Raw genomic sequence first — 20,682 nt, 5'->3', positions numbered from 1 at the left:
CCCCGGGTATCGGCGACGAGGTCTGCTCAGCGCCCGCCGAGACTGCGGCCGAGCTGGTGACTGCCCGCGTCTTCGCGGTTCTCGGTCCGGCGCTGCGCGTTCTCGTCCCGGGGCCGCGGTGCCGGACGCTCGGCGTGATCCGGACGGCGGGCATCGGCGCCGGCGCGACGCGTGGAAGCGGCGCCGGCAGGTCCCGTGGACGCGGTGCCGGCGGGGCGCGTCGGGGCGGTGCCGGCCACCGTCTGCGGGACCTTCGGCAGGCGGACCGTGAACAGCGTCGCTCCCGGCTCGCTCTGCACGGAGATCGTGCCGCCGTGGCCGTCGACGATCGCCTTGGTGATCGACAGGCCGAGGCCCGACCCGCCGGTCGCCCTGTTGCGGGAGCGATCGCCCCGCGCGAACCGGCTGAACAGCTCATCGCGCACCGCGGGGTCGATCCCTGGTCCGTCATCGCGAACCCGGAGCACGACCTCGGATCCCTCCTCGGCCACCTCGATCGCGATGTGCGTGCCGGCCGGCGTGTGCGTGCGGGCGTTGGCGAGCAGGTTCGTGACGACCTGCTGCAGCCGTCCGGTGTCGCCGACGAGCTCGACCGGCTCCTCCGGCACGTCGATCGCCCACTCGTGATCCGGTGCGGTCGGGCGGGCGTCCTCGATGCCCTCGATCGCCAGCCGGGACAGGTCGACGGTGGAGAGCGTGAGCTCCCTGCCCTCCTCCAGGCGCGCGAGCAGCAGCAGGTCCTCGACCAGGCTGGTCATCCGCAGCGACTGCGCCTGGATCCGCTCCAGGGCGGTGTGTGCGGAGGCGGTGGCCGGATCCTCCGGCGCATCGGAGCGCGACAGCGCACGCAGCGACAGCTCCGAATAGCCGCGGATCGAGGACAGCGGCGTGCGCAGCTCGTGGCTCGCATCGGCGACGAACTGCCGCATCCGGTCCTCGTTGCGCTGACGCACCGCGAGCGAGGCGTCGACGTGATCGAGCAGGGTGTTCAGCGCGGATCCGACGAGTCCGGTCTCGGTGCGCGGATCCGCCTCGGCGGCGGGCACGCGCTCCGTGATCGACACGTCGCCGCGGTCCAGCGGCTGGTTGGCGACCCTGTTCGCCGTCGCGGCGACCTCGCGGAGCGGGCGCAGGGCGACCCTGATCGTGATGGCCGTGGACAGCGCGAGCAGGATCAGCCCGCCGATCGTGGTGAGCGCGATCATGGAGAACAGCGTGGTGATCTGCGCCTCGGTGGACGCGCGGGGGAGCCCGGTGATCAGCTGGAACTGCGGGGAGTCCGCGCGCTGGATGCTCTGGTGCACGAGCTGGTACGGGCCGAGACCTGCGAGCTCCACCTCCGCCTTCTTGTCGCTCAGCGCGGCCACCACCTGCTGCATCTGCAGCGGGGAGAGCGGCTGGGCGACGCCTCCGCTGACGAAGGTGCCCGTCGCGGTGCCCGACGGCTCGACCACCATCACCAGGACGCCGTTCTGCACGCCGGTCTGCCCGACGACGAGGTCGGTCGCGGCGGGGACGTGCCCGAACATCGCGTGCTGGTTGGCCATGGGCACGATGCCTTTCGCGGCGGCAGTCAGCTCGTCCTGCAGGCGCCCGTTGAGCACGTTGCCGAGCACGACGCTCGTCGCGATCGCGATCACCACCAGGATGAGCGACACGAATCCGGTCACCGCCGCCATCAGCCGTGTCTGCAGGGACAGCGGGCCCCTGGGGCGGGTGCGGAACGGATTCATCGAGGGCATGCCTTCTTCGTGCTCGGTGCGGCAGCCTTACTGCTGCGGCGCCTTGATCATGTAGCCGACCCCGCGAACGGTGTGGATCAGCGCCACCTCGCGCCCGGCGTCGAGCTTCTTGCGCAGGTAGGAGATGTACAGCTCGACGACGCTCGAACGGCCGCCGAAGTCGTAGCTCCAGACGCGGTCCAGGATCTGCGCCTTGGACAGCACGCGGCGCTCGTTGCGCATGAGGAAGCGCAGCAGCTCGAACTCCGTCGCGGTCAGCTCGATCTCGTCGCCCGCGCGGACCACCTCGTGGCTGTCCTCGTTGAGGGTGAGGTCGCCGACCTGCAGGATCGAGTCGCTGGCATCGGTGGTCGCGCCGCCGGAGCGGCGGATCACGGCGCGCAGCCGCGCGATGACCTCCTCCAGGCTGAACGGCTTGGTGACGTAGTCGTCGCCGCCGGCGGTGAGGCCCGCGATCCGGTCGCTCACCGCATCCTTGGCGGTGAGGAACACGACGGGCACCATGTTGCCCTGCTCTCGCAGGCGCTTCAGGACGCCGAGCCCGTCCAGGTCGGGCATCATGACGTCGAGGACCAGGGCGTCGGGGCCGAAGTCGCGGGCGACCTGCAGTGCTTCGAGTCCTGATCCGGCGGTGCGCACCTCCCATCCCTCCATCCGCAGGGCCATGGCGAGGAGGTCGGTGAGCATCGGCTCGTCGTCGACCGCGAGGATCCGCAGGGGAGAGCCATCGGGGCGACGCAGCTCAGTGGCGTGATCGTTCATGGGATCTATTCTCCTCAGTTTCCTATGAACGGTCTATGAGCTTTGAGATTTCCGTTCTTTCGCGGAGCGCAGGCCTGTCCTGCGCGGTCGAGCGCCCCTCGTTCTCGGCGGCTCGGGATCCCGACGTGCTTAGCGCGCGCATAGCAACGCCATCATCGCGCCCCAGAACCGACTTCTAGCGTCACCAGCACGAGCGTGACCGAAGGAGAAGCATGTACGGGACGTATCTGCGCCGGGAACTGGCCGGACGGAAGAAGCAGACGGTGATCGTCGCCGTGGGCCTCGCGATAGCGATCGCCCTGGTGATCGTCGTCAACGCGCTGGCGGCGGGCGTGCGCGATGCGCAGACGCAGGCCCTCGCGCGGGTCTACGGCGTGGGCACCGACCTCACCGTCACGGGCGCTCCGGCCCAGCGCGGCAGCGACACCGGGCAGCGCTTCGACTTCGGCGCAGGCGGCGGCGCCACCGCGAGCAACGGCAGCACCACCCTGAACACCTCGGTGCTGCGCGCCTCTCCGGCGCGGGGCACGATCGACGCGGCCGGGGTGAAGACGATCTCGAGTACCGGGAACGTCGCCGCGGCCACGGGGGCGCTGAGCCTCACCAACCTCACGTTCGACGGACAGATCGCCCAGCAGGGGGCGCAAGGCGGCACCGGCACCGGGCAGTCCGGCACGGGCCAGTCCGGCGAAGGCCAGGGCACGGGCGAACGGCCGCGGTTCGGCGGCGGCAAGTTCGGCCTCAATTCGTTCTCGGTGCTCGGGGTCGACCCCTCTGCGGGCACGACGGTGGGGCCGCTGTCGTCGGTGAAGGTCTCCTCGGGACGCGCGCTCGCCGCCGCCGATGTGGGGCAACTGGTCGCCCTGGCGGACAGCACGTACGCCACCTCGAAGAGCCTGAGCGTCGGCGGCACGATCGATGTGGGCGGATCCACGGTCAAGATCGTCGGGATCGTCACCTCGTCGTCCGACTCCGCCGACACCGCCGCGAACGTGTACCTGCCGCTCGACACCGCGCAGAAGATCGCCGGCACGGGCGACGTCGTGTCCACCGTCTATGTGAAGGCGGCCTCAGCGGCCGATATCTCATCCGTGCAGACCGCGCTCGTCAAGGCGCTTCCGACCGCGACCGTGAGCTCGCAGGCTGATCTCGCCTCCACCGTCTCCGGATCCCTCGCGAGCGCGGCCGGGATGATCGAGGGCCTGGGCACGTGGCTGTCCATCATCGTGCTCGCGGTCGCTGTGCTCCTCGCGGTGCTGTTCACACTCTCCGGCGTCGCCCGCCGCACTCGGGAGTTCGGCACGCTCAAGGCGATCGGCTGGTCCAATGGGCGGATCGTCCGCCAGGTGGCCGGCGAATCGCTCGTCCAGGGGCTCATCGGGGGAGCGGCAGGACTCGCGCTCGGCCTCGTCGGAATCCTCGTCGTGAACCTCGTCCAGCCCACGATCTCCGGCGCGTCGGCCGCCGGCTTCACGCGCGGCGGAGGCGCGGGGGGTGCGGGAACCGGACAAGCCGGTGCGGGAGCCGCGGGCGGAGCATTCCAGGGCGGCGGAGGCGGGGGAGCGTTCCGGGGCGTCGGTCAGGCGGCGCAGGCGGTCGTGCTGCATGCGCCCCTCAGCGTGACGATCCTCGTCGCGGCCGTGGGGCTTGCGATCCTCGGCGGCCTCATCGCAGGAGCGATCGGCGGATGGCGGGCGGCCAGGCTGAGCCCCGCCGAAGCGCTGCGGTCCGCCGCCTGACATCCGTACCCCGAACAGGAGAGACGACATCATGAGCATCATCGAGACCGAGCCGCAGGCCCTGTACCGGCTGACCGACGTCACGCGCACCTACCGGACGAAGGGGCGCACGGTCACCGCGCTGACCGGCGCGACCGCCGAGATCAGAGCGGGCGAGTTCGTCACCATCCAGGGCCCTACGGGGGGAGGGAAGTCCACGCTGCTGCAGCTGCTCGGAGCCCTGGACCGCCCCTCCGGCGGATCCCTCGTGCTGGGCGGCACCGAGCTGTCCACCGCATCGAACCGGGAGCTCGGCCGGTTGCGCGCCGAGGAGATCGGATTCGTGTTCCAGGGCTTCAACCTCATCCCCACGCTCACCGCGAGGGAGAACGTGGCGATGGCGTTGGTGCCGCTGAAGCTTCCGGCCGAGGAGCGCCGCGCCCGTGTGGAAGAGTCGCTCGCGCACGTGGGTCTCGCCGACCGCGGCGACCATCTGCCGGGCGAACTGAGCGGCGGCCAGCAGCAGCGGGTCGCGATCGCCAGGGCGATCGTGAAGAAGCCGCGCGTGCTGCTCGCCGACGAGCCCACCGGCAACCTCGACGAGGAGATGCGGGACGAGATCCTCGTGCTGCTCGAGTCGCTCTGCGCGGAGGGGCTGACCCTGATCGTGGTCACGCACGACTCGGCGGTGGCGAAGCGCGCGCACCGTCGGCTGCGGCTCAAGAACGGCAGCCTGACCGAGGTGTGACCCTCCATCTGCGAGTCGTCCCCGCCAGCGCACCCCAGAGGGCCCGCTGACGGGGACGACTCGCTGGTGGGAGCGTCTTGAGCGGCAGAGGGAGGGGCTCAGGCGGGGGCGGCGTGGGGCGCGTCGCGCAGGCGGTCCTCGGGGAGAGCCAGGAAGTCGATGGCCGCCTGCAGGGCCAGCGCGTCGGCCAGCCGGCCCTCCGGCGCGTCGATGTGGCCGTTGGCCCGCACCGTCAGGCGTCGTGGCCCGGCGAGCGCGTGGTACACCGCGAACTGGCCGCGTGGATCGACCGCGGGGTCGAGCACCGCGGCTCCGACGTGCACCGGGACGCGAAGGCGACGGGCCGCGGTCGCCGCGTCATGGTAGTCGAGCGTGTCACGCGCCTCGGGGTGCGTGCGGAGATGGGTCCGGACGGCCTCTCCGCTCCCCGTGCAGCGCCGGGTGAGCCGGATCGCGTGCGCGCCGAAGCTGGGGACATCCAGCGCCGCACGGCGGAAGCGCGCATCCCAGGGAAGCGCCATCGCTCCGATCCCGCCGCCGAAGCTGCTGCCGCTGAAGTCGAGGGCGTCCGCGGCGGGCGGGGCCATGTCCAGCAGCACGGTCGCCGCACGCCAGATGTCCGCGGCGGCGAAGCGCAGCGAGTAGGTGTCTCGATGCGCGATGCCCGCCAGCACGTGCTCCGCAGGGAGCGCGGGGAAGCGGCTGGGCGCCTCCGTGTTGGTCCCCGGTGCACAGGGGAAGACCGCGACCGTGTCCGCGGGCACGCGGTCGGCGTCGGGGCCCGTGCGACCCCCGTAACCGTGCCCGACCACGAGTCCGCGACGTACGGCCGTCGTCGCGTGGGGCTCCATGACGAACGCGGCGGCCGGCTCGTCCGCGGAGGACTCGAAGCGGATCTCGGYCACGCGATGGGTCGGCGTGGCGTCCAGCTCCCGCACGGTCTGCCACGCGACGGCACCGGTGCCGAACTCCTCGAAGGTCGACTGCCAGAACCGGTCGAAGTCGTCCGGTTCCGGCTGATCCGGGGTCGGCGTGAGCAGTGCTCCGAGCGAGTACTCGGTCAGTTCTTCGGGTGTTCCGCCGTGCAACGACTGACTCCTCACCGGTTGCGTTCCTCCTCGATACTGCCGCGCAGACGGCATCCGCGCCTCGCGGGGGATCCATTGACATCATCGCATATGAAATGCAATATATGCATCATGCTTTCAGAGAAGAGAGATGACGAGGGCTCCCTGCAGTGGAGTCGGCGATCCGTGCTGCGCATGCTGGTGATCGCGGGCGTGCTCCCGCCGGTCCTCGGCGCGCAGACCGCCGGAGGTTCGTCGGCCGCGGCCACCGAGCTCCCCACGGCGAGCGGCGCCTACGCGGACGCGCTGCGTCGGCTGGACAAGCCGAACCTGGCGATGACGCAGGTGGCGCAGCTGGTCGGGACGAACCACCGGATGACCTTCTTCCAGGCCACGTGGGACGGAGGGGCGACGATCGTGCGCGATCTCGAGGTCGCGCATGACGGCGGATGGCTCGCGGTGACGGACTCCGGGCACCGGTTCGATGAGCAGTGGGTGGTGCTGAAGGGGGCGCTGCCGTCCGGCAGTGCGCCGGAGCTCTACGGCCCGCTGGCACCGAGCTGGCTGGGCTTCACCTCGTTCCAGGTCCTCAGCCCGCAGGCGATCGAACTGCGCACCAGCACCGACGACGTCGACCTCGTCGTGCGCTGGCGTCTGGAGGGCGATAACCCGGAGGCCCATCACGTGCTGACGGCGAAGAACGCCGGGGACTACATCGTCGGCTACCAGAGCCAGGACGCCCGGTCGCTCGACGATCTCGACGAGGTGCTGTGCGGGTCGTACCAGCACGCGCTGTCCGTCCTCGACGGCTCCGCCCCGCTCGGGGCGTGGGAGCTCTTCGCCCCGATGGCGCTCACGCAATACGCCGTGGGCGGCATCCCGGTCACCTCCGGTGTCTACCTGCCGTCCGAGGTCGCGGAGTTCGTGCACGAGCGGCAGCTCATGTCGGACCGCCAGCCGTACGGCATGAGCCTGCGCAACGACAGCCTCGACCTCGTGCCCTGCATGTACTCGCCGCAGCCCGGCCTCCGCACGGCGATGGCGGCGGGGGAGGAGCGCGGCTTCGCTTTCGGCGTGGCCGCGCAGGCAGGGGCCCTGTACGCCGCTTACACCCAGCTGTGCCGCGGCGAATACGGGATGACGGCCTATCGGCACAACATCTACGAGCGATCACTGACCGATGCCGTGCACGCGATGGCCGAGCTGATCGCCGTCGAGCCCGCCGGGGACGATTCCGTCGACTACATCCCGTCCTTCTCGGGGTGGTGGAACCGCGCCAAGGGCTTCGTCGATGTGGAGAACGAGGACGCGGTCCGCACCGCCGCGAGCGGCGTGGTGCTCTCCGCGCACTACCTCACCGGCAAGACCGGCGGCCCCCTGTACGACCGGCGCGCCCGACCGCTGATCGAGTATCAGGTCTCGCGCAAGGGGATCGGGCACTCGCCGGTGATCGGCAGCCCGGTCTACAACGACAAGACGCAGTACCGGCTCGGCCGCATCCCGACCGACGCGGTGAACCTGACGGCGCTCTACCAGCTCACCCATGGACGCAACGCCGGGATCCAGCGGCTCGCCGTGCAGGCCACGAAGTCCGGAGTCGTGGGGCAGAGCCGTGCGCCCTTCGCCGTCCCGCTCGCGACCTACCGGGCCACCGGGGATCCGGCGTATCTGGCGGAGGCGAGCCTGATCGGCCGCCGTTACGTGCAGGAGCAGATCCTCACGCCGTACCGCGGCAACGGCCAGCCGCCCGGCGGGTTCGCTTACAGCTTCTCCAAGTACTGGGTCGACCTGCTCGAGCTGTTCGAGGTGACGGGGGAGGCGGTCTTCCTGGAGGGCGCCCACCGCGAGGTGCAGCGGTTCATCACGCAGACCGCCGTGCGGCCGGTGCCGGATGAGACCGTCACCGTTCCGGTGGGTCACGTGATCACGCAGCAGTACGACTGGGAGTCCCGCTCATCGCTGCCGCCGTACCCGGTCACGGGCGTGGCGACCGAGACGGTTCCGGCCTGGTACGTCTCGCCCTCGGGTCTCACCTTCGAGGCGCTCTCGTCGTTCAAGCTCGGGGTGAGCGCCGTGACCGATCCCGGCGGCGGGTACGTCTTCAACCCGTGCTGGGCCGGAGCGCTGCTGCGGCTGGCTCACCGCGCCGGGGACCCGTTGCTCGCCGACGTCGCGCACAACATGGTGATCGGCAGGTTCACGACCTATCCCGGCTACTACGGCCGGCAGTTCCAGGTCGCGCACATGAAACCGGACTTCGCCACGAGCGGTCCGGTCGGGATCACCGGGTACTACTTCCACCATGCGCCGGCGCAGCTCGGCCTGGCCATGGACTACCTGATCAGCGAGAGCTTCTACCGCAGCTCGGGCAGCATCGAGTTCCCGCACGTCTTCGAGGCGGATTTCGCGTACTTCAAGTTCTTCGCCTACGGCCACGCGCCCGGCTCGTTCTTCGGCGAGACGGGGGTGTGGCCCTACTTCCCCGCGGGCCTGATCGCGCTGGACAACCCGCTGATCAACTGGATCGCCGGCGTCGGCAACAGCGCGCTCTACCTCAGCCTCACGAACTCGGCGTCCGATGCCCAGCAGGTCGTGGTGGACCTGGTCAGCGATCTGACCGGAGTGCCGCGCTCCGCCGCTCCCGTGGTCGAAGTGGTCGCGGCGGATGGCAGCCGCTCCTCGCAGGCCGCGGTCGACGGCCGGGTCACCGTCACCGTGCCAGGGCGCGGCCTGCTCGCGCTGGTCGTCCGGAACGTGGCGGTACAGCGGCCGGAGCTGCCGTCCGACGACATCGCCGACCACGGACCGGACAGCTTCCGCGAGGTCGACTCCGATCCGGCGACCGACTACGGGCTCGTCCGAGGGATGCTGCTGGTGCGGCCCGGCGGGCAGGGATACGACGCCTATGTGCAGATCGACACCGAGCAGCAGGCGACCCTCTCCTACCGGATCGGCGGGCAGGCCGCACAGCAGGCGCCGGCCAAGGGCTATCCCTACGAATGGACGATCCCGGTGGACGATCCGGCGAAGACGTTCGCCTATACGGTCTCGGCCGGAGGGACGACCACGGCCGAGGTCACGCTGCGCCTGCCCGCACGGCTCGGAGGCTCCGGCTCGGAGGTGTCGGGCGACGTGGTCGCGCAGGCCACGGGCACGGCCGGCGACAGGGTCCCGCTGATCATCGAGGTGCGCAACGGCACGGCCGAGCAGGTTGCCGGCAGCGTCGGGCTGACCCTGCCGAGCGGGTGGCAGCTGGAAGGCACGGTGCCGCCGATCACCGTCCCCGCGCACGCGACCGTCCGCGTGGAGTCCGCTGTGGTGATCGCGTCCTCCGCCGCCCTCGGCGAGGTCCAGGTCGCGGGATCGCTGTCGATGCCGGGCGCGACGCCCGTCACGCTGAGGCCCGCGTCGATCGAGGTGATCGATCGGCGCCGGCTCGTGTCCCTGGTGACCGACACCGAGGTCGCGAGCGGGCCAGGGGCGACCGTGAAGCTGACGGCCCTGGTGATCAACACCGGCGTGACGCCGCTCCAGGGCACTTTGGCGCTCTACGGCGCCACAGGGTGGACCATCGATCAGCGCGATGCGGCGGTCGTCGTGCCGCCGCGCTCCGATCTGACGCATACCTGGACCGTGACGGCAGGGGCGACCGTCGCTCCTGGTTCGAGCACGAGATTCGAGGCGCGGCTGGATCAGACCCTGCGCCGAGGAGTCCTGGTGAGGATGGCCGACGAAGGCGTGATCGTGCACACCCAGTCGCCCTGGCCCGGATACCTCGAGACCGGACGGTGGTACCCGAGCGGGCTCACCGGCTGGAACGGGACGCGCACGCGGTACAGCGACTCCGATTCCGTGGGAAGCACCGTGACCTGGAAGGCGGAGCTTCCTCAGCCGGGTCTCTACCGCGTCTCGGTCTGGTATCCGACGAATCCCACGACGACCACGTCCGCGGCGTACGTCGTCGAGCACCAGGGCGGCAGCAGCGAGGTGATCGTGGACCAGACCCAGGGTGCGACCGCGTGGCGTGCGCTCGGCACGTTCCGCTACGACGCCGGTGCTCCCGGCGTCGTGCGGCTGGAGGTCCGCAGCACGAACATCCACCGGGTCAGCGCCGCGCAGTTCGTGCGGGTCGGGGATTGACGAAAAGGGGTGGACCGGAGCGCGGCTCCGGTCCACCCCTTCCTGGTGGCGCCGTGCGGTCAGCGCCGGACGAACTGGGCGACGGCCGCCTCATCCACCGTGACGCCGAGTCCAGGGCCTGCGGGGACGAGGAATCCTCCATCGGGTCGCACCTCGAGCGGGGTGGTCAGGATGAGGTTGGCGACGGGCAGCGTGAACGGCTGGTACTCGAAGGCGAGCAATGAGGTGGCGCTCGCCGCGACGTGCACACCCGCGGCCATGGCGATGCCGAACGCGGCGGAATGGTGCGGCGCGACCTGCGCATGGAATGCATCGGCGACCGCGGCGATGGCGAGCCCCTCGGTGATGCCCGTGCGGCCGATGTCGGGCTGGGTCAGGCCGACGGCCCTGCGGGCGAGCCAGTCGGTGAACTCGAAACGGCTGCGCATCGCCTCGCCGATCGCGATCGGCGTGGCGAGGGTCGCCGCGAGATCGCGGTGGCCCTCGACGTCCTCGGGCGCCAGGGGCGCCTCGAAGAACCAGGCTCTGCGGTCATCCAGCTCTCGTCCCAGCGCCTTCGCCTCGCCGAGCCGGTAGGTCCAGTGCGCGTCGAGCGCGAGATCGAGATCCGGATGCACGGCGCGGATCGCGTCATACGTGGCGAGGTCGGTGCGGATGTCGGTGCCGAGGTGCAGCTTGATCCGCCGCACGCCCGCCTCGACGAAGGCCGCCGCCTTGTCGACGCGCTCCGCATCGTCGTTCCCGCGTATTCCGGAGACGTAGGTCGGCAGGATCTCCGCGAAGCGGCCGCCGGCGAGTTCGGAGACGGAGAGGCCGGTCGCGTGTCCCCACAGATCCCAGAGCGCGATGTCGACCGCCGCCATGGCATCCGCCTGGTGGCCGGTGAGATGCCCCCGCTCGCGCATGGACTCGGTCATCCTGTGCCAGAGCGTCCGCACGGATCGCGGATCCTCGCCGAGGATGAGCGGGGCGAGCAGATGATCGACCACTGCGGCGACGACCTCGGGGGCGACGGGGGCGAGAGCCTCGCCCCATCCGACGAGCCCCTCGTCCGTCTCGATCTTGACGAGGAGCGACTCGTAGCCGGGGGAGTACAGGCTCCGCCACGGCGGTCGGATGACGTAGCCGCGATGGGCCACGCCCGTGTCGCCCGCATAGGAGTCGGCCGCATCCTCTCGCGAGAGGAAGAGGGGGAACGTCTGGACGCGCGTGATCTTCACAGGGGTCTCCGAAGACAGTGGTGGGGGAAGAAGCCGACGGCGTGTGCCGCGGCGATGAGCTTCTGGGCGCCGCGAACGGATCGCGGCGGTGGGTCAGAGGGCGGCGAAGGCGCTCGCGGAGCGGGAGGGGCTGTACCCGAGCGCCACCGAGATCTCGTCCGCCGCCTCGATGAGCTGCAGCGCGAGCTCCTGGTGCGGGGCGTGCAGGTCGAGCACGGAGAGCGGCCCGCTCGCCGAGAGCGCCGCGACGATCTCTCCCGCCCGATTGTGGATCGGTGCGGCGATGCACGCGCGTCCGAAGGCGAGCTCCTCGATCTCGGTCGCGTATCCGCGGCTGCGGCTCTCGTCGAGGGCGACCTGCATGGCGTCGCGGTCGACGATCGTGTGCGGTGTGAAGCGCTGAGGGGAGTGCTCGAAGTACTCGTCGACCTTCTCGGACGTCATTCCCGAGAGCAGGGCCTTACCGAGGCCGGTGGCATGCAGCGGGCCGGTGCGTCCCGCCATCGCGAACGACTTCGGGGCGAGCGCGCCCTCGAAGTTGCAGAGGTAGGTGAAGGTGAAGCCGCTGAGCTCGGCGACGTTCACGCCGATCTCGATCCGGCGGGCGAGGTTCTGCGCGATCTGCCTCGAGGCGCGGAAGATCGGCGAGCCGTTGAGGGCGATCGTACCGAGCGCGACCGCCGCCGGCCCGAGCCGGTACAGGCCGGTGCGACCGTCCTGGACGACGAAGCGCATCCGGTCGAGCGCCGACATCATGCGGGAGACCGTGGACTGCCCGAGTCCGGTCAGCGTGCAGAGCTCGGAGACCCGCAGCTCACCCGACTCCTCGGTGAAGCAGGCGAGTAGTGACATCGCCCGTTCCACGGTCTGGGTGCCACCCACCGATTCCGATGCCATTGCGCCTTCTCCTCCCCGCGGCCGCCGCGTCTGCGGAACCGTTGCCAGTCATCCTAATGAGACTGTTGATGCCAGGCAAGGCAAATGTGGGTGTCTTATGCATCTTGTGGATTTCGCATCCGCATTGTGGTTGACTGACTGCACGTCATCGTCGACGACTGCGACGACGGCGTGCAGGGGCCCGAAGGGCCCACCCCACCCGGAAAGTGAATGCCATGCCACAAGCCACCCTCGAGCGGCCAGAGATCCGCGAGCAGGTCCCCTCGCCGCGCTCGGGACGCCGCTCCACGCTGGGCGCGAAGGACCGCACCTTCGGTTTCATGATCGCACTTCCTGCGGTCCTGCTGTTCCTCGTGATCGCGATCTTCCCGCTCGTCTCGAGCATCGGCACCAGCCTCTACGACCAGTCTCTGCTGCGTCCGGAGCGCACGTTCGTCGGCTTCGACAACTACGCGCTGATCTGGGACGAGTTCGTGGCGCGACTCGGGACGACGCTCGTGTTCGCCTCGCTCTCCACGGTCTTCCCCCTGTTCCTCGGCGTCGCTCTGGCGATGCTGCTGAACTCCCGGATGCGCGGACGCACCGTCCTGCGCGGCGCGCTGATGCTGCCGTGGCTGCTGCCCGGCGTGGTCGTGTCCTTCCTCTGGGCGTGGATCTTCAACGACAGCTATGGCGTCGTGAACCACATCCTGACGATCCTGGGCCTGCCCGAGATCAGCATGCTCGGCAACCCCGTGGGAGCGATGTCCGCGGTGATCATCGCGAAGACCTGGCACTCCTTCCCCTGGATCATGGTGGTCGCGCTCGCGGTGCTGCAGACGCTGCCCAGCGAGCAGATCGAGGCCGCGACGATCGACGGTGCGACCCGCGCTCAGCGCTTCCGGTACATCTCGCTGCCGCACATCGCGGGCCCCGTCACGCTCGTCGCCGTGCTCGAGTTCATCTACAACTTCGGCAACTTCGACACGATCTTCGTCATGACCGGCGGGGGTCCGGGGAACTCGACCACGACGCTCGCCGTGAGCCTCTACCACCTCGCCTTCGGCAGCTACGAGCTCGGCAAGGCCTCCGCGATGGGGGCGCTCTGGCTCGTCCTGCTCGCGATCATCTCGAGCGGATATCTGCTCCTCAACCGACGACTGGAGAAATGATGCGCCGCAACCGCGACGTCGGCGAGGGGATCATCCGCCCCCATCTGTCCGTCCCAGGGCGTCTGGCCCTCATTCTGCTCGGTCTTTTCGGCCTGCTGCCGGTGTACTGGCTCACGGCGACCGCGTTCACCAAGAAGGAGGACGTCTTCGCCCAGAACCGGCCGTTCTTCCCGGTCGATCCGACGATCGAGAACTTCGTCGGCTTCTTCCAGAACGACGCCCTTCTGAAGAACCTCGGCAACAGCGTCATCGTGTCCAGCGGCACCGCGCTGCTGGCCGTGCTCGTCGGCGGGCTGATGGCCTACTCGCTCTCGAAGTTCCGCTACCGCGGACGCAACGCGATCATGTTCATGTTCCTCATCGGTCAGCTGATCCCCGGTGCGCTGCTGCTCATCTCGCTGTACCTGATGCTGAGCTCCGCGGGCCTGCTGTACACCTATGCGGCCCTGATCCTCTCGTTCACGACGTTCACGCTGCCGCTCACCGTCTTCCTGCTCAAGGGGATCATGGACGGCCTTCCGGACGACATCCTGGAGGCCGCGAAGGTCGACGGGCTCTCCCGGACGGCCACCGTGTTCCGGATCGTCTTCCCGCTCGTCGTGCCGGGGCTCATCACCGCAGCGATGTTCGCCTTCATGCGCGGGTGGAGCGACCTCCTGTTCGCRCTCACGCTCGCGGGTCCCGACAAGCAGACGCTGCCGGCCGGGCTCACGCAGGCGTTCATCCACGAGGGCACGGCGGATTGGCCGGCGCTCATGGCCGCCTCTCTGATCACCTCGCTCCCGCTCGTCATCATCTTCGTCGTCCTCCAGCGCTACTTCGTCTCCGGCCTCGCGGCCGGTGCGGTGAAGGGCTAGCCGCTTGTCCCCGAACACCTCGATTCCCGACCTGTCCCTGAAGGAGCTGTGCCCATGAACATCCCGAACTCGCAGTTGAGTCGTCGCGCCTTCCTCGGCGGCGGCACCGCCCTGGCCGCTTTCGGCGTCCTCGCGCTCGCCGGCTGCGCCACCCCGGCCGCGACGCCCCCCGGTGCCACGGCGAACGCCGCGACCAAGGCGAAGACCATCAACTTCTACGGCAACTCGCTCGGCGAGGAGGCGCTGAAGCCCGCGTGGCAGGGGATCATCGACGGATTCTCCAAGGACGCGAAGGTGAGCGTCGCACCGGTGATCTATCCGTACGATCAGGCCGCCACCCAGCTGGCGCTCACGGGCCGCTCCGGCAAGCTCCTGGGCGTCGGGCAGTCGGGCGGATGGCAGGTGCTCACGCCGATGGACCTGCTGGCCGACCTGACCGACCTGGCCAAGGGCCTCGGGATCCCTCAGGGCGTCCTCGACTCCTACACGAAGGACGGCAAGCTGCTCGTGCTGCCCCTGACCGCATCGGGCATCGGCATCGCCACGAACGGCGAGATCGCCAAGAGCGTCGGCATCAAGTCCGGCATGACCGTCGAGCAGTTCGCGACGGCGCTCGAGAAGATCAAGGCTCAGGACTCCTCGCTGATCCCGTATGCGGCGGTCACCAAGAACCCGGACCTGAAGGATGCCGTGCACTGGATGTGGGGCTTCGGGAGCGAGGTCGTCACGGACGATCTGAAGTGCACGATCGGTGACGCGGCGAGCGTCAAGGCCATCACCTGGTACAAGTCCCTCATGGATGCGGGACTCACGCAGACCAACGTCGCGCGCAGCGACGCCCGCATCCTGTTCGCCAGCGGGCGGGCGGCCGTCTATGACGACGCGCCGCTCGTCCCGACCTTCTTGAAGAAGAACGGCGCCGCGCAGAACATCATCGACAACGTCAGCGCGATCTCGCGCCCCACCGTGGACGGCAAGAAGTCCTACAACCGCGCCTGGGGCAGCGGCCTGTTCGCGACGGCCGGTGAGGGGGAGGTCACCAGTCGCGAGTTCATCAAGTACGCGGCGACCAATGTCTCGGCGGCGACGGCGCTGTACGAGCGCTCCGCCGTGGCGCCGGCCGCGAAGAGCGTCGCGGACAAGATCCCCGCCCTCGCCGCGGACAAGTTCCAGGGGACGTTCCGCACCCAGGTGTCGGAGCACGCGCGAGCCGCAGCCTGGGATCGCGTCGCCGTGACGGCGCAGATCGACGCGGCGATCGGCGGCGGCGTCGCGACCATCCTCGCCGGCCAGGTGGACGTGCAGGCCGGTCTCAACGCCCTGAAGAAGGAAATCCAGGGGCTGCTCGACTCCAACTCCTGAACCTCGAACACGAAGGCCGCGCCGGAGGATCTCCGGCGCGGCTTTCGTGTTCGATCGAGACGGCGTCAGAGCCAGCGGTCGCGCAATACCGGCTTCAGCCACGAGGCCGGGGAGGACATGGAGAGCCCCCCATCGACCGGGATCGTCGCGCCGGTGATGAAGGACGCTCCCTCCGAGGCGAGGAAGGCGACGACGGACGCGACCTCCTCCGGGCGCCCGATCCTGCCCAGCGGGTAGCCTTCGGTCTCGCCGGTGTCGTCGGCGGAGATGCTCCCGGGCTGCACCGCGTTCACGCGGATCCCACGCGGTCCGTAGTCCAGCGCGAGCTGCCGCATGAGGGCCTCGACGCCGGCCTTGGCGGCGGCGTACGCAGGCAGGGCCGGCGCCGCGAGCGTGGCGTTGACCGAGGTGACCGCGACGATCGACGAGCCGGGCGCGAGCAGCGGCAGCGCGGCACGGGCGACGAAGAACGCCGAGTCGAGTGTCGCGCCCAGCGCCCCGTGCCAGTCCTCGTCGCTCGTCGCTTCGGCGCGGCCGATCGGCATGCGCGCCGCCGCGAGAACGACGACGTCAATGCCGCCGAGGGCCGTCGCGGCGTCGGAGACGGCTCGGTCCGCGCCCTCGGCGCGGCTGCAGTCGGCGACGAGATAGCTCGCGAAAGCCGGATCGACGGTCGCTTCCAGCCCGACTCCGACGACGGCGTCGCCGCGCTCCGCGAACGCGCGCGCGATCGCGATGCCGATGTCGGATCCGCCGCCGATCAGCAGCACACGGCTGGTCACACGCGCACCGCGGTCGGCAGGGGAGGCAATGCGAGCTCCTCCAGAACGAGGTGCACCGCCGCACGGCTGCCCGCATCGAGACGGGCCGCCGGGTAGCGCACGGTGGCGTGCTCGATGATGCCGCGCGCCACGAGGACCTCCTTGTGCACCGCCCACGCGATGCCGCCCTGCAGTCCGATCAGCACGAGAGGGAGCATACGACGGAAGCCCGCGCGTGCCTCTTCGACGCGCCCCGCGACGAAGTCGGCCAGCACGGGGCCGAGCAGGTCGGGGAACTCGCACGCGGGCATCGTGCCGACGGCGCCGCGCGCGTACTCCTCCAGGCAGAACTGGGCGTTCTGGCCGCCGAGCACCGCGAAGTCCGACCCGTGGAGCGCATCGACGACGGCCCCGACCTTGGGCGCCGTCGGGGGTGCCTCGACCTTGACGGAGTCGACACCCTCGAGACGGGCGAGGTCGGCGATGAGCGACGGCGTCATCGTCACTCCGGTGACGCCGGGGGCGTCCTGCACCATGACCGAGAGGGAGGTGGATCCGGCGACGTCGCCGTAGAACTCCACGAGCGTGCTCGCCGCGGGCTTCACCATGAACGGCGGAAGCACCATGAGTGCGTCGGCGCCGCCTTCCTCCGCGAGGAGGGCCTGCTCGATCGACGTCGCTGTCGAGGTGCCGTTGACCCCGGCGACGACGGGTACGCGTCCGTCCACCACCGAGACGACGTCCTCGAGGATTGTGCGCCGTTCCCGGGTCGTCAGCGCGAAGCCCTCGCTCGCCATCCCGAAGACGGCCACGCCGTCGACGCCGGAGGCGAGTTCGAACTCGACCAGCCGGCGAAGTCCGGCGCGGTCGAGTGCGCCCGTCTCATCGAACGGCGTTGCCAGGATCGGCATCAAGCCGTGGAGGGTGGTCGTCATCGGCTGGTTCCCCGCTTCATCATCGGATCACATTTCTCGCAAGTGGTATGCATATTGTGAGATAGTCTGCCACATAACGGTTATCGCCTACCAGTGAAAGAGGGCACGGATGTCGCGCTCACGAACCGTCGAGATCATCTCCGACGAAAGATACGTCCAGGCCGAATCGCCGCGCTGGGATGGCAGGGACGGCAGCCTCGCCTGGATCGACATGGCGACAGGCCGCTTCCATCGCGGGCGCATGGAGGATGGACGGCTGGTGCCGGCCGCATCCGTCGTCGTCGGGGCGAAGATCGGTGCGCCGGCGCCTCTCGTCGAGGCGGGGGCGGGATGGCTCGTCGCGGTCGATCGCGCGGTGGTCCATGTGAGCGATGACGGCGGCATCGCTCACGTCGTCTCGGATCTCGCCCGGCCCGGCGACTACATGAACGACGGCGCCTGCGATCCGTCCGGGCGCTTCTGGGTGGGCAGCCAGTCGATGCCGAGGGCGCCGCACAGCGCGCTGTGGAGCATCGACGAGGACGGGGTCGCGGTCGAACGCCTCGCCGGCGTCACCGTGTCCAACGGACTCGTCTTCGACAGCACGGGGTCGACGATGTACTACATCGACACGCTTCCGCACCGCAGCATCGAGGCGTTCGACGTGGCGCCCGACGGGCGGCTGTCACGACGGCGGACCGTGTGCGCCGTCGGCGGTGGGAACCCCGACGGCATGGCGATCGACAGCGAGGGGATGCTCTGGGTCGCGGTGTGGGATGCGGGGGAGGTGCGCCGCTACTCACCCGAGGGAGCGCTCGACGAGACGATCGCGCTCCCCGCGACGAGGCCGACCGCGGTCGCTCTCGTCGAGGACCTGCTGGTGATCACGACCGCGAGCATCGGGCTGCAGGGTCCCTCCGCGGCGGACGGCGCAATTCTGGGCGTGCAGGTCGAGGTCGGCGGTTCTCCTGCGCTGCCGTGGCGCGGAGCGGTCCCGCTCGGCGCTCCCCGCGACGCATCGGCCGGCAGGAGCGACTCGTGAGCATCGTGGACAACGGGCGTCTGCAGGAGCGGCTCGGCGCGAGCAGGCTCATCGCGATCCTCCGCGGCACCGACATCGATGCCACGGTCGCGGCGGCGCGGACGCTGCTGGAGGCGGGGGTCCTGACGCTGGAGATCGCGCTCACTCTCGACGGAGCCGAGGAGGCGATCGCACAGGTCGTCCATGACGCCCCGGCCGACGCGATGATCGGTGCGGGTACGGTCCTCACCCGCGCGGATGTCGACAGGGCGGTTTCGGCCGGCGCGCAGTTCATGGTGACRCCGACGCTGAGCGAGTCCGTCGAGTACGCGATCGGGGAGGGGATCGGCGTGCTCCCCGGCGTCTACTCGCCCACGGAGATCCAGCGCGGTCTGGATCTTGGCGCCGCAGCGGTGAAGCTGTTCCCGGCGTCTGGGCTCGGCCCCGGGTTCCTCCGTGCCGTCCGCGAGCCGCTGCCGCACGCGCGGATCATCCCCGTCGGTGGAGTGTCGGTCGGGACGGTGCGGGACTACCTCGAGGCCGGCGCGTTCGCCGTCGGCGTCGGGGGACCGCTCCTCGGCGATGCGGCGACGCCGTCCGGAGATCTCGTGGCTTTGGGGTGCGCTGACGGGGACGACTCGCAGGTAGGAACCCGCGTCAGTGGGTGTCGACGGCTTCGATCTCGGTGCGGTCGCCGGACCACTGGGTGTGGAAGGTGCCGGGCTTGTCGATGCGCTTGTAGGTGTGCGCACCGAAGAAGTCGCGCTGGCCCTGAACGAGGGCGGCGGGGAGGCGGTCGGCGCGGATCCCGTCGTAGTAGGACAGCGACGAGGAGAACGCGGGGGCCGGGATGCCGGCTTGCGCGGCGGCCACGACGACGCGGCGCCAGGCGGCCTGGGCGCGGCCGATCGCCTCGGCGAAGTACGGAGCGGTCATCAGGACGGGCAGGTCCGGGGTCGCAGCGTAGGCGTCGGCGATGCGGTTCAGGAACTGCGCGCGGATGATGCAACCGCCGCGCCAGATCTTCGAGATCGCGCCGAGGTCGATGTTCCAGCCGTACTCGGCGGCGCCCGCGCGGATCTCGTCAAAGCCCTGCGAGTACGCCACGATCTTCGACGCGTACAGCGCGAGGCGCACGTCCTCGATGAAGGCGTCGTGGTCCGCGACCGTGAACGGCTCGGACGGTCCGGGAAGGGCCGTGGCGACGGCGCGCTGCTTGGGGTGCGAGCTCAGCGAGCGGGCGAAGGTGGCCTCGGCGATGCCGGAGACCGGGACGCCGAGCGAGAGCGCGGTCTGCACGGTCCAGGCGCCGGTGCCCTTGGCGCCGGCCTGGTCGAGGATGACGTCCACGAGTGGCGCGCCGGTGGAGGCGTCAACCTGACGGAGCACCTCGGCGGTGATCTCGATGAGGTACGACTCCAGCTCGCCCTTGTTCCACTCGGCGAAGATCTCGGCGATCTCGGCCGGGGCCTTGCCCGTGCCGCGGCGGATCAGGTCGTAGGCCTCGGCGATGAGCTGCATGTCGGCGTACTCGATGCCGTTGTGCACCATCTTCACGAAGTGGCCGGCGCCGTCGTGGCCCACGTGGGTCACGCAGGGCTCGCCCTCGGCGATCGCGGCGATCGAGCGCAGGATCGGGCCCAGCGTCACCCAGGACTCGTCGGATCCGCCCGGCATGATCGAGGGGCCGGTGAGCGCCCCCTCCTCGCCGCCGGAGATGCCGGCGCCGACGAAGTTGATGCCCGTGGAGCGCACGGCCTTCTCCCGGCGGATCGTGTCGGGGAAGTACGCGTTGCCGCCGTCGACGATGATGTCACCCGGCTCGAACACCTTCACGAGCTCGTCGATCACAGCGTCGGTGCCGGCGCCGGCCTTGACCATGATGATCGCGGTGCGCGGCTTCTGCAGCGCGTCCGAGAACTCCTGGTATGTCGCGGCGGGGACGAACCCTGCCTCGGGGTGCGCGTCCAGGACGCCCTGCGTCTTCTCGTAGCTGCGGTTGAAGATCGCCACGGTGTTGCCCTCGCGGCTCGCGAGGTTGCGGGCCAGATTCGAACCCATGACGGCGAGTCCGACGACTCCGATATTGGCAGCGGCAGTGGGCACGGTGATCTCCTCGTGTGTCCGGTGGGGGATGGATTCAGGGTATCGCTGTTGGGGCAGGACTCAGGGCTGTGCGTCGCCGCGGACCGCGGCGTCGGCCTCGGCGACGTCGTCCCCGTGCTCGGCGACGACCTCTGGCCAGTCCTCGGTTTGCGGGCGGATGACGGTCGCGTGTCCGGCGTGTAACGATCCGGGTAGCCGTGTCGCGTTATCGCGCGA

Annotated in this window: 16 protein-coding genes and 1 pseudogene; 9 read left to right on the top strand and 8 right to left on the bottom strand. The window is 70.0% G+C overall.

The window, feature by feature from the left end:
* Positions 1 to 26: 26 nt before the first annotated feature.
* Together AC1DG4_RS06695 and AC1DG4_RS06690 are read right to left on the bottom strand one after the other, a co-directional pair.
* A complete protein-coding gene (locus AC1DG4_RS06695) occupies positions 27 to 1,742 on the bottom strand; it encodes a sensor histidine kinase (protein ID WP_477379677.1) in 1,716 nt (571 codons plus the stop codon).
* A 27-nt stretch (positions 1,743 to 1,769) separates the two neighbouring features.
* Positions 1,770 to 2,504, bottom strand: coding sequence for a response regulator transcription factor (locus tag AC1DG4_RS06690; RefSeq protein WP_477379675.1), 735 nt, complete (start codon positions 2,502 to 2,504; stop codon positions 1,770 to 1,772).
* A 212-nt stretch (positions 2,505 to 2,716) separates the two neighbouring features.
* On the opposite strand from AC1DG4_RS06690, the gene AC1DG4_RS06685 reads away from it, so the two are divergent.
* Entirely contained in the window at positions 2,717 to 4,243 is a 1,527-nt protein-coding gene (locus AC1DG4_RS06685) for an ABC transporter permease (protein ID WP_477379673.1), read from the top strand.
* Positions 4,244 to 4,274: 31 nt separating this feature from the next.
* Positions 4,275 to 4,970, top strand: a complete 696-nt coding sequence (locus AC1DG4_RS06680) for an ABC transporter ATP-binding protein (protein ID WP_477379671.1) — start codon at positions 4,275 to 4,277, stop codon at positions 4,968 to 4,970.
* Between the two features lie 98 nt (positions 4,971 to 5,068).
* Here AC1DG4_RS06680 and AC1DG4_RS06675 read toward each other — a convergent pair whose 3' ends face one another.
* Entirely contained in the window at positions 5,069 to 6,058 is a 990-nt protein-coding gene (locus AC1DG4_RS06675) for an acetylxylan esterase (protein ID WP_477421135.1), read from the bottom strand.
* A 111-nt stretch (positions 6,059 to 6,169) separates the two neighbouring features.
* On the opposite strand from AC1DG4_RS06675, the gene AC1DG4_RS06670 reads away from it, so the two are divergent.
* Positions 6,170 to 10,177 carry a golvesin C-terminal-like domain-containing protein gene (locus tag AC1DG4_RS06670; protein WP_477379667.1) on the top strand — a complete coding sequence of 1,336 codons (4,008 nt, stop codon included), beginning with the start codon at positions 6,170 to 6,172 and terminating at the stop codon, positions 10,175 to 10,177.
* 59 nt (positions 10,178 to 10,236) lie between these two features.
* Here the strand turns inward: AC1DG4_RS06670 and AC1DG4_RS06665 are convergent, their stop codons facing one another.
* Together AC1DG4_RS06665 and AC1DG4_RS06660 are read right to left on the bottom strand one after the other, a co-directional pair.
* Positions 10,237 to 11,397 (bottom strand): mandelate racemase/muconate lactonizing enzyme family protein, encoded by a 1,161-nt coding sequence (locus AC1DG4_RS06665; protein ID WP_477379665.1) that lies wholly within the window; start codon positions 11,395 to 11,397, stop codon positions 10,237 to 10,239.
* 93 nt (positions 11,398 to 11,490) lie between these two features.
* Positions 11,491 to 12,294 (bottom strand): IclR family transcriptional regulator, encoded by an 804-nt coding sequence (locus AC1DG4_RS06660; RefSeq protein ID WP_477379663.1) that lies wholly within the window; start codon positions 12,292 to 12,294, stop codon positions 11,491 to 11,493.
* Positions 12,295 to 12,509: 215 nt separating this feature from the next.
* Between AC1DG4_RS06660 and AC1DG4_RS06655 the strand changes: the two genes are divergently transcribed.
* From AC1DG4_RS06655 to AC1DG4_RS06645, 3 genes are read left to right on the top strand one after another with little or no spacing between them, the layout of a single operon-like run.
* Positions 12,510 to 13,445 carry a carbohydrate ABC transporter permease gene (locus tag AC1DG4_RS06655; protein ID WP_477379661.1) on the top strand — a complete coding sequence of 312 codons (936 nt, stop codon included), beginning with the start codon at positions 12,510 to 12,512 and terminating at the stop codon, positions 13,443 to 13,445.
* Positions 13,442 to 14,302, top strand: a complete 861-nt coding sequence (locus AC1DG4_RS06650) for a carbohydrate ABC transporter permease (RefSeq protein WP_477379659.1) — start codon at positions 13,442 to 13,444, stop codon at positions 14,300 to 14,302. The genes AC1DG4_RS06655 and AC1DG4_RS06650 overlap by 4 nt, the downstream gene beginning before the upstream one ends.
* 54 nt (positions 14,303 to 14,356) lie before the next feature.
* Positions 14,357 to 15,664 carry an ABC transporter substrate-binding protein gene (locus tag AC1DG4_RS06645; protein WP_477379657.1) on the top strand — a complete coding sequence of 436 codons (1,308 nt, stop codon included), beginning with the start codon at positions 14,357 to 14,359 and terminating at the stop codon, positions 15,662 to 15,664.
* 65 nt (positions 15,665 to 15,729) lie between these two features.
* Here the strand turns inward: AC1DG4_RS06645 and AC1DG4_RS06640 are convergent, their stop codons facing one another.
* Positions 15,730 to 16,446 carry an SDR family NAD(P)-dependent oxidoreductase gene (locus tag AC1DG4_RS06640; protein ID WP_477379655.1) on the bottom strand — a complete coding sequence of 239 codons (717 nt, stop codon included), beginning with the start codon at positions 16,444 to 16,446 and terminating at the stop codon, positions 15,730 to 15,732.
* On the bottom strand, positions 16,443 to 17,360 hold the full coding sequence (locus tag AC1DG4_RS06635; protein WP_477379653.1) for a dihydrodipicolinate synthase family protein: 918 nt from the start codon (positions 17,358 to 17,360) through the stop codon (positions 16,443 to 16,445). Before AC1DG4_RS06635 ends, AC1DG4_RS06640 begins: the two co-directional genes overlap by 4 nt.
* 109 nt (positions 17,361 to 17,469) lie before the next feature.
* Here AC1DG4_RS06635 and AC1DG4_RS06630 point away from each other — a divergent pair, with 109 nt between their 5' ends.
* Together AC1DG4_RS06630 and AC1DG4_RS06625 are read left to right on the top strand one after the other, a co-directional pair.
* The gene (locus tag AC1DG4_RS06630; protein ID WP_477379651.1) at positions 17,470 to 18,381 is read left to right on the top strand and encodes an SMP-30/gluconolactonase/LRE family protein; all 912 of its coding nucleotides are present in this window, start codon (positions 17,470 to 17,472) and stop codon (positions 18,379 to 18,381) included.
* Positions 18,318 to 18,935, top strand: a pseudogene (locus tag AC1DG4_RS06625) (bifunctional 4-hydroxy-2-oxoglutarate aldolase/2-dehydro-3-deoxy-phosphogluconate aldolase); the annotation flags it as partial. The gene AC1DG4_RS06630 and the pseudogene AC1DG4_RS06625, both read left to right, overlap by 64 nt.
* A gap of 82 nt (positions 18,936 to 19,017) precedes the next feature.
* On the opposite strand, the gene gndA reads toward AC1DG4_RS06625, so the two are convergent.
* On the bottom strand, positions 19,018 to 20,466 hold the full coding sequence (gene gndA / locus AC1DG4_RS06620; RefSeq protein WP_477379648.1) for an NADP-dependent phosphogluconate dehydrogenase: 1,449 nt from the start codon (positions 20,464 to 20,466) through the stop codon (positions 19,018 to 19,020).
* Between the two features lie 48 nt (positions 20,467 to 20,514).
* On the opposite strand from gndA, the gene AC1DG4_RS06615 reads away from it, so the two are divergent.
* Positions 20,515 to 20,649 (top strand): hypothetical protein, encoded by a 135-nt coding sequence (locus AC1DG4_RS06615; protein WP_477379646.1) that lies wholly within the window; start codon positions 20,515 to 20,517, stop codon positions 20,647 to 20,649.
* Positions 20,650 to 20,682: the final 33 nt, after the last annotated feature.

The sequence above is a fragment of the Microbacterium sp. 05N427 genome, assembly GCF_056397105.1.
Note: the sequence above shows the minus strand (reverse complement) of the source record. Positions and strands in the feature narration are given on the sequence as shown.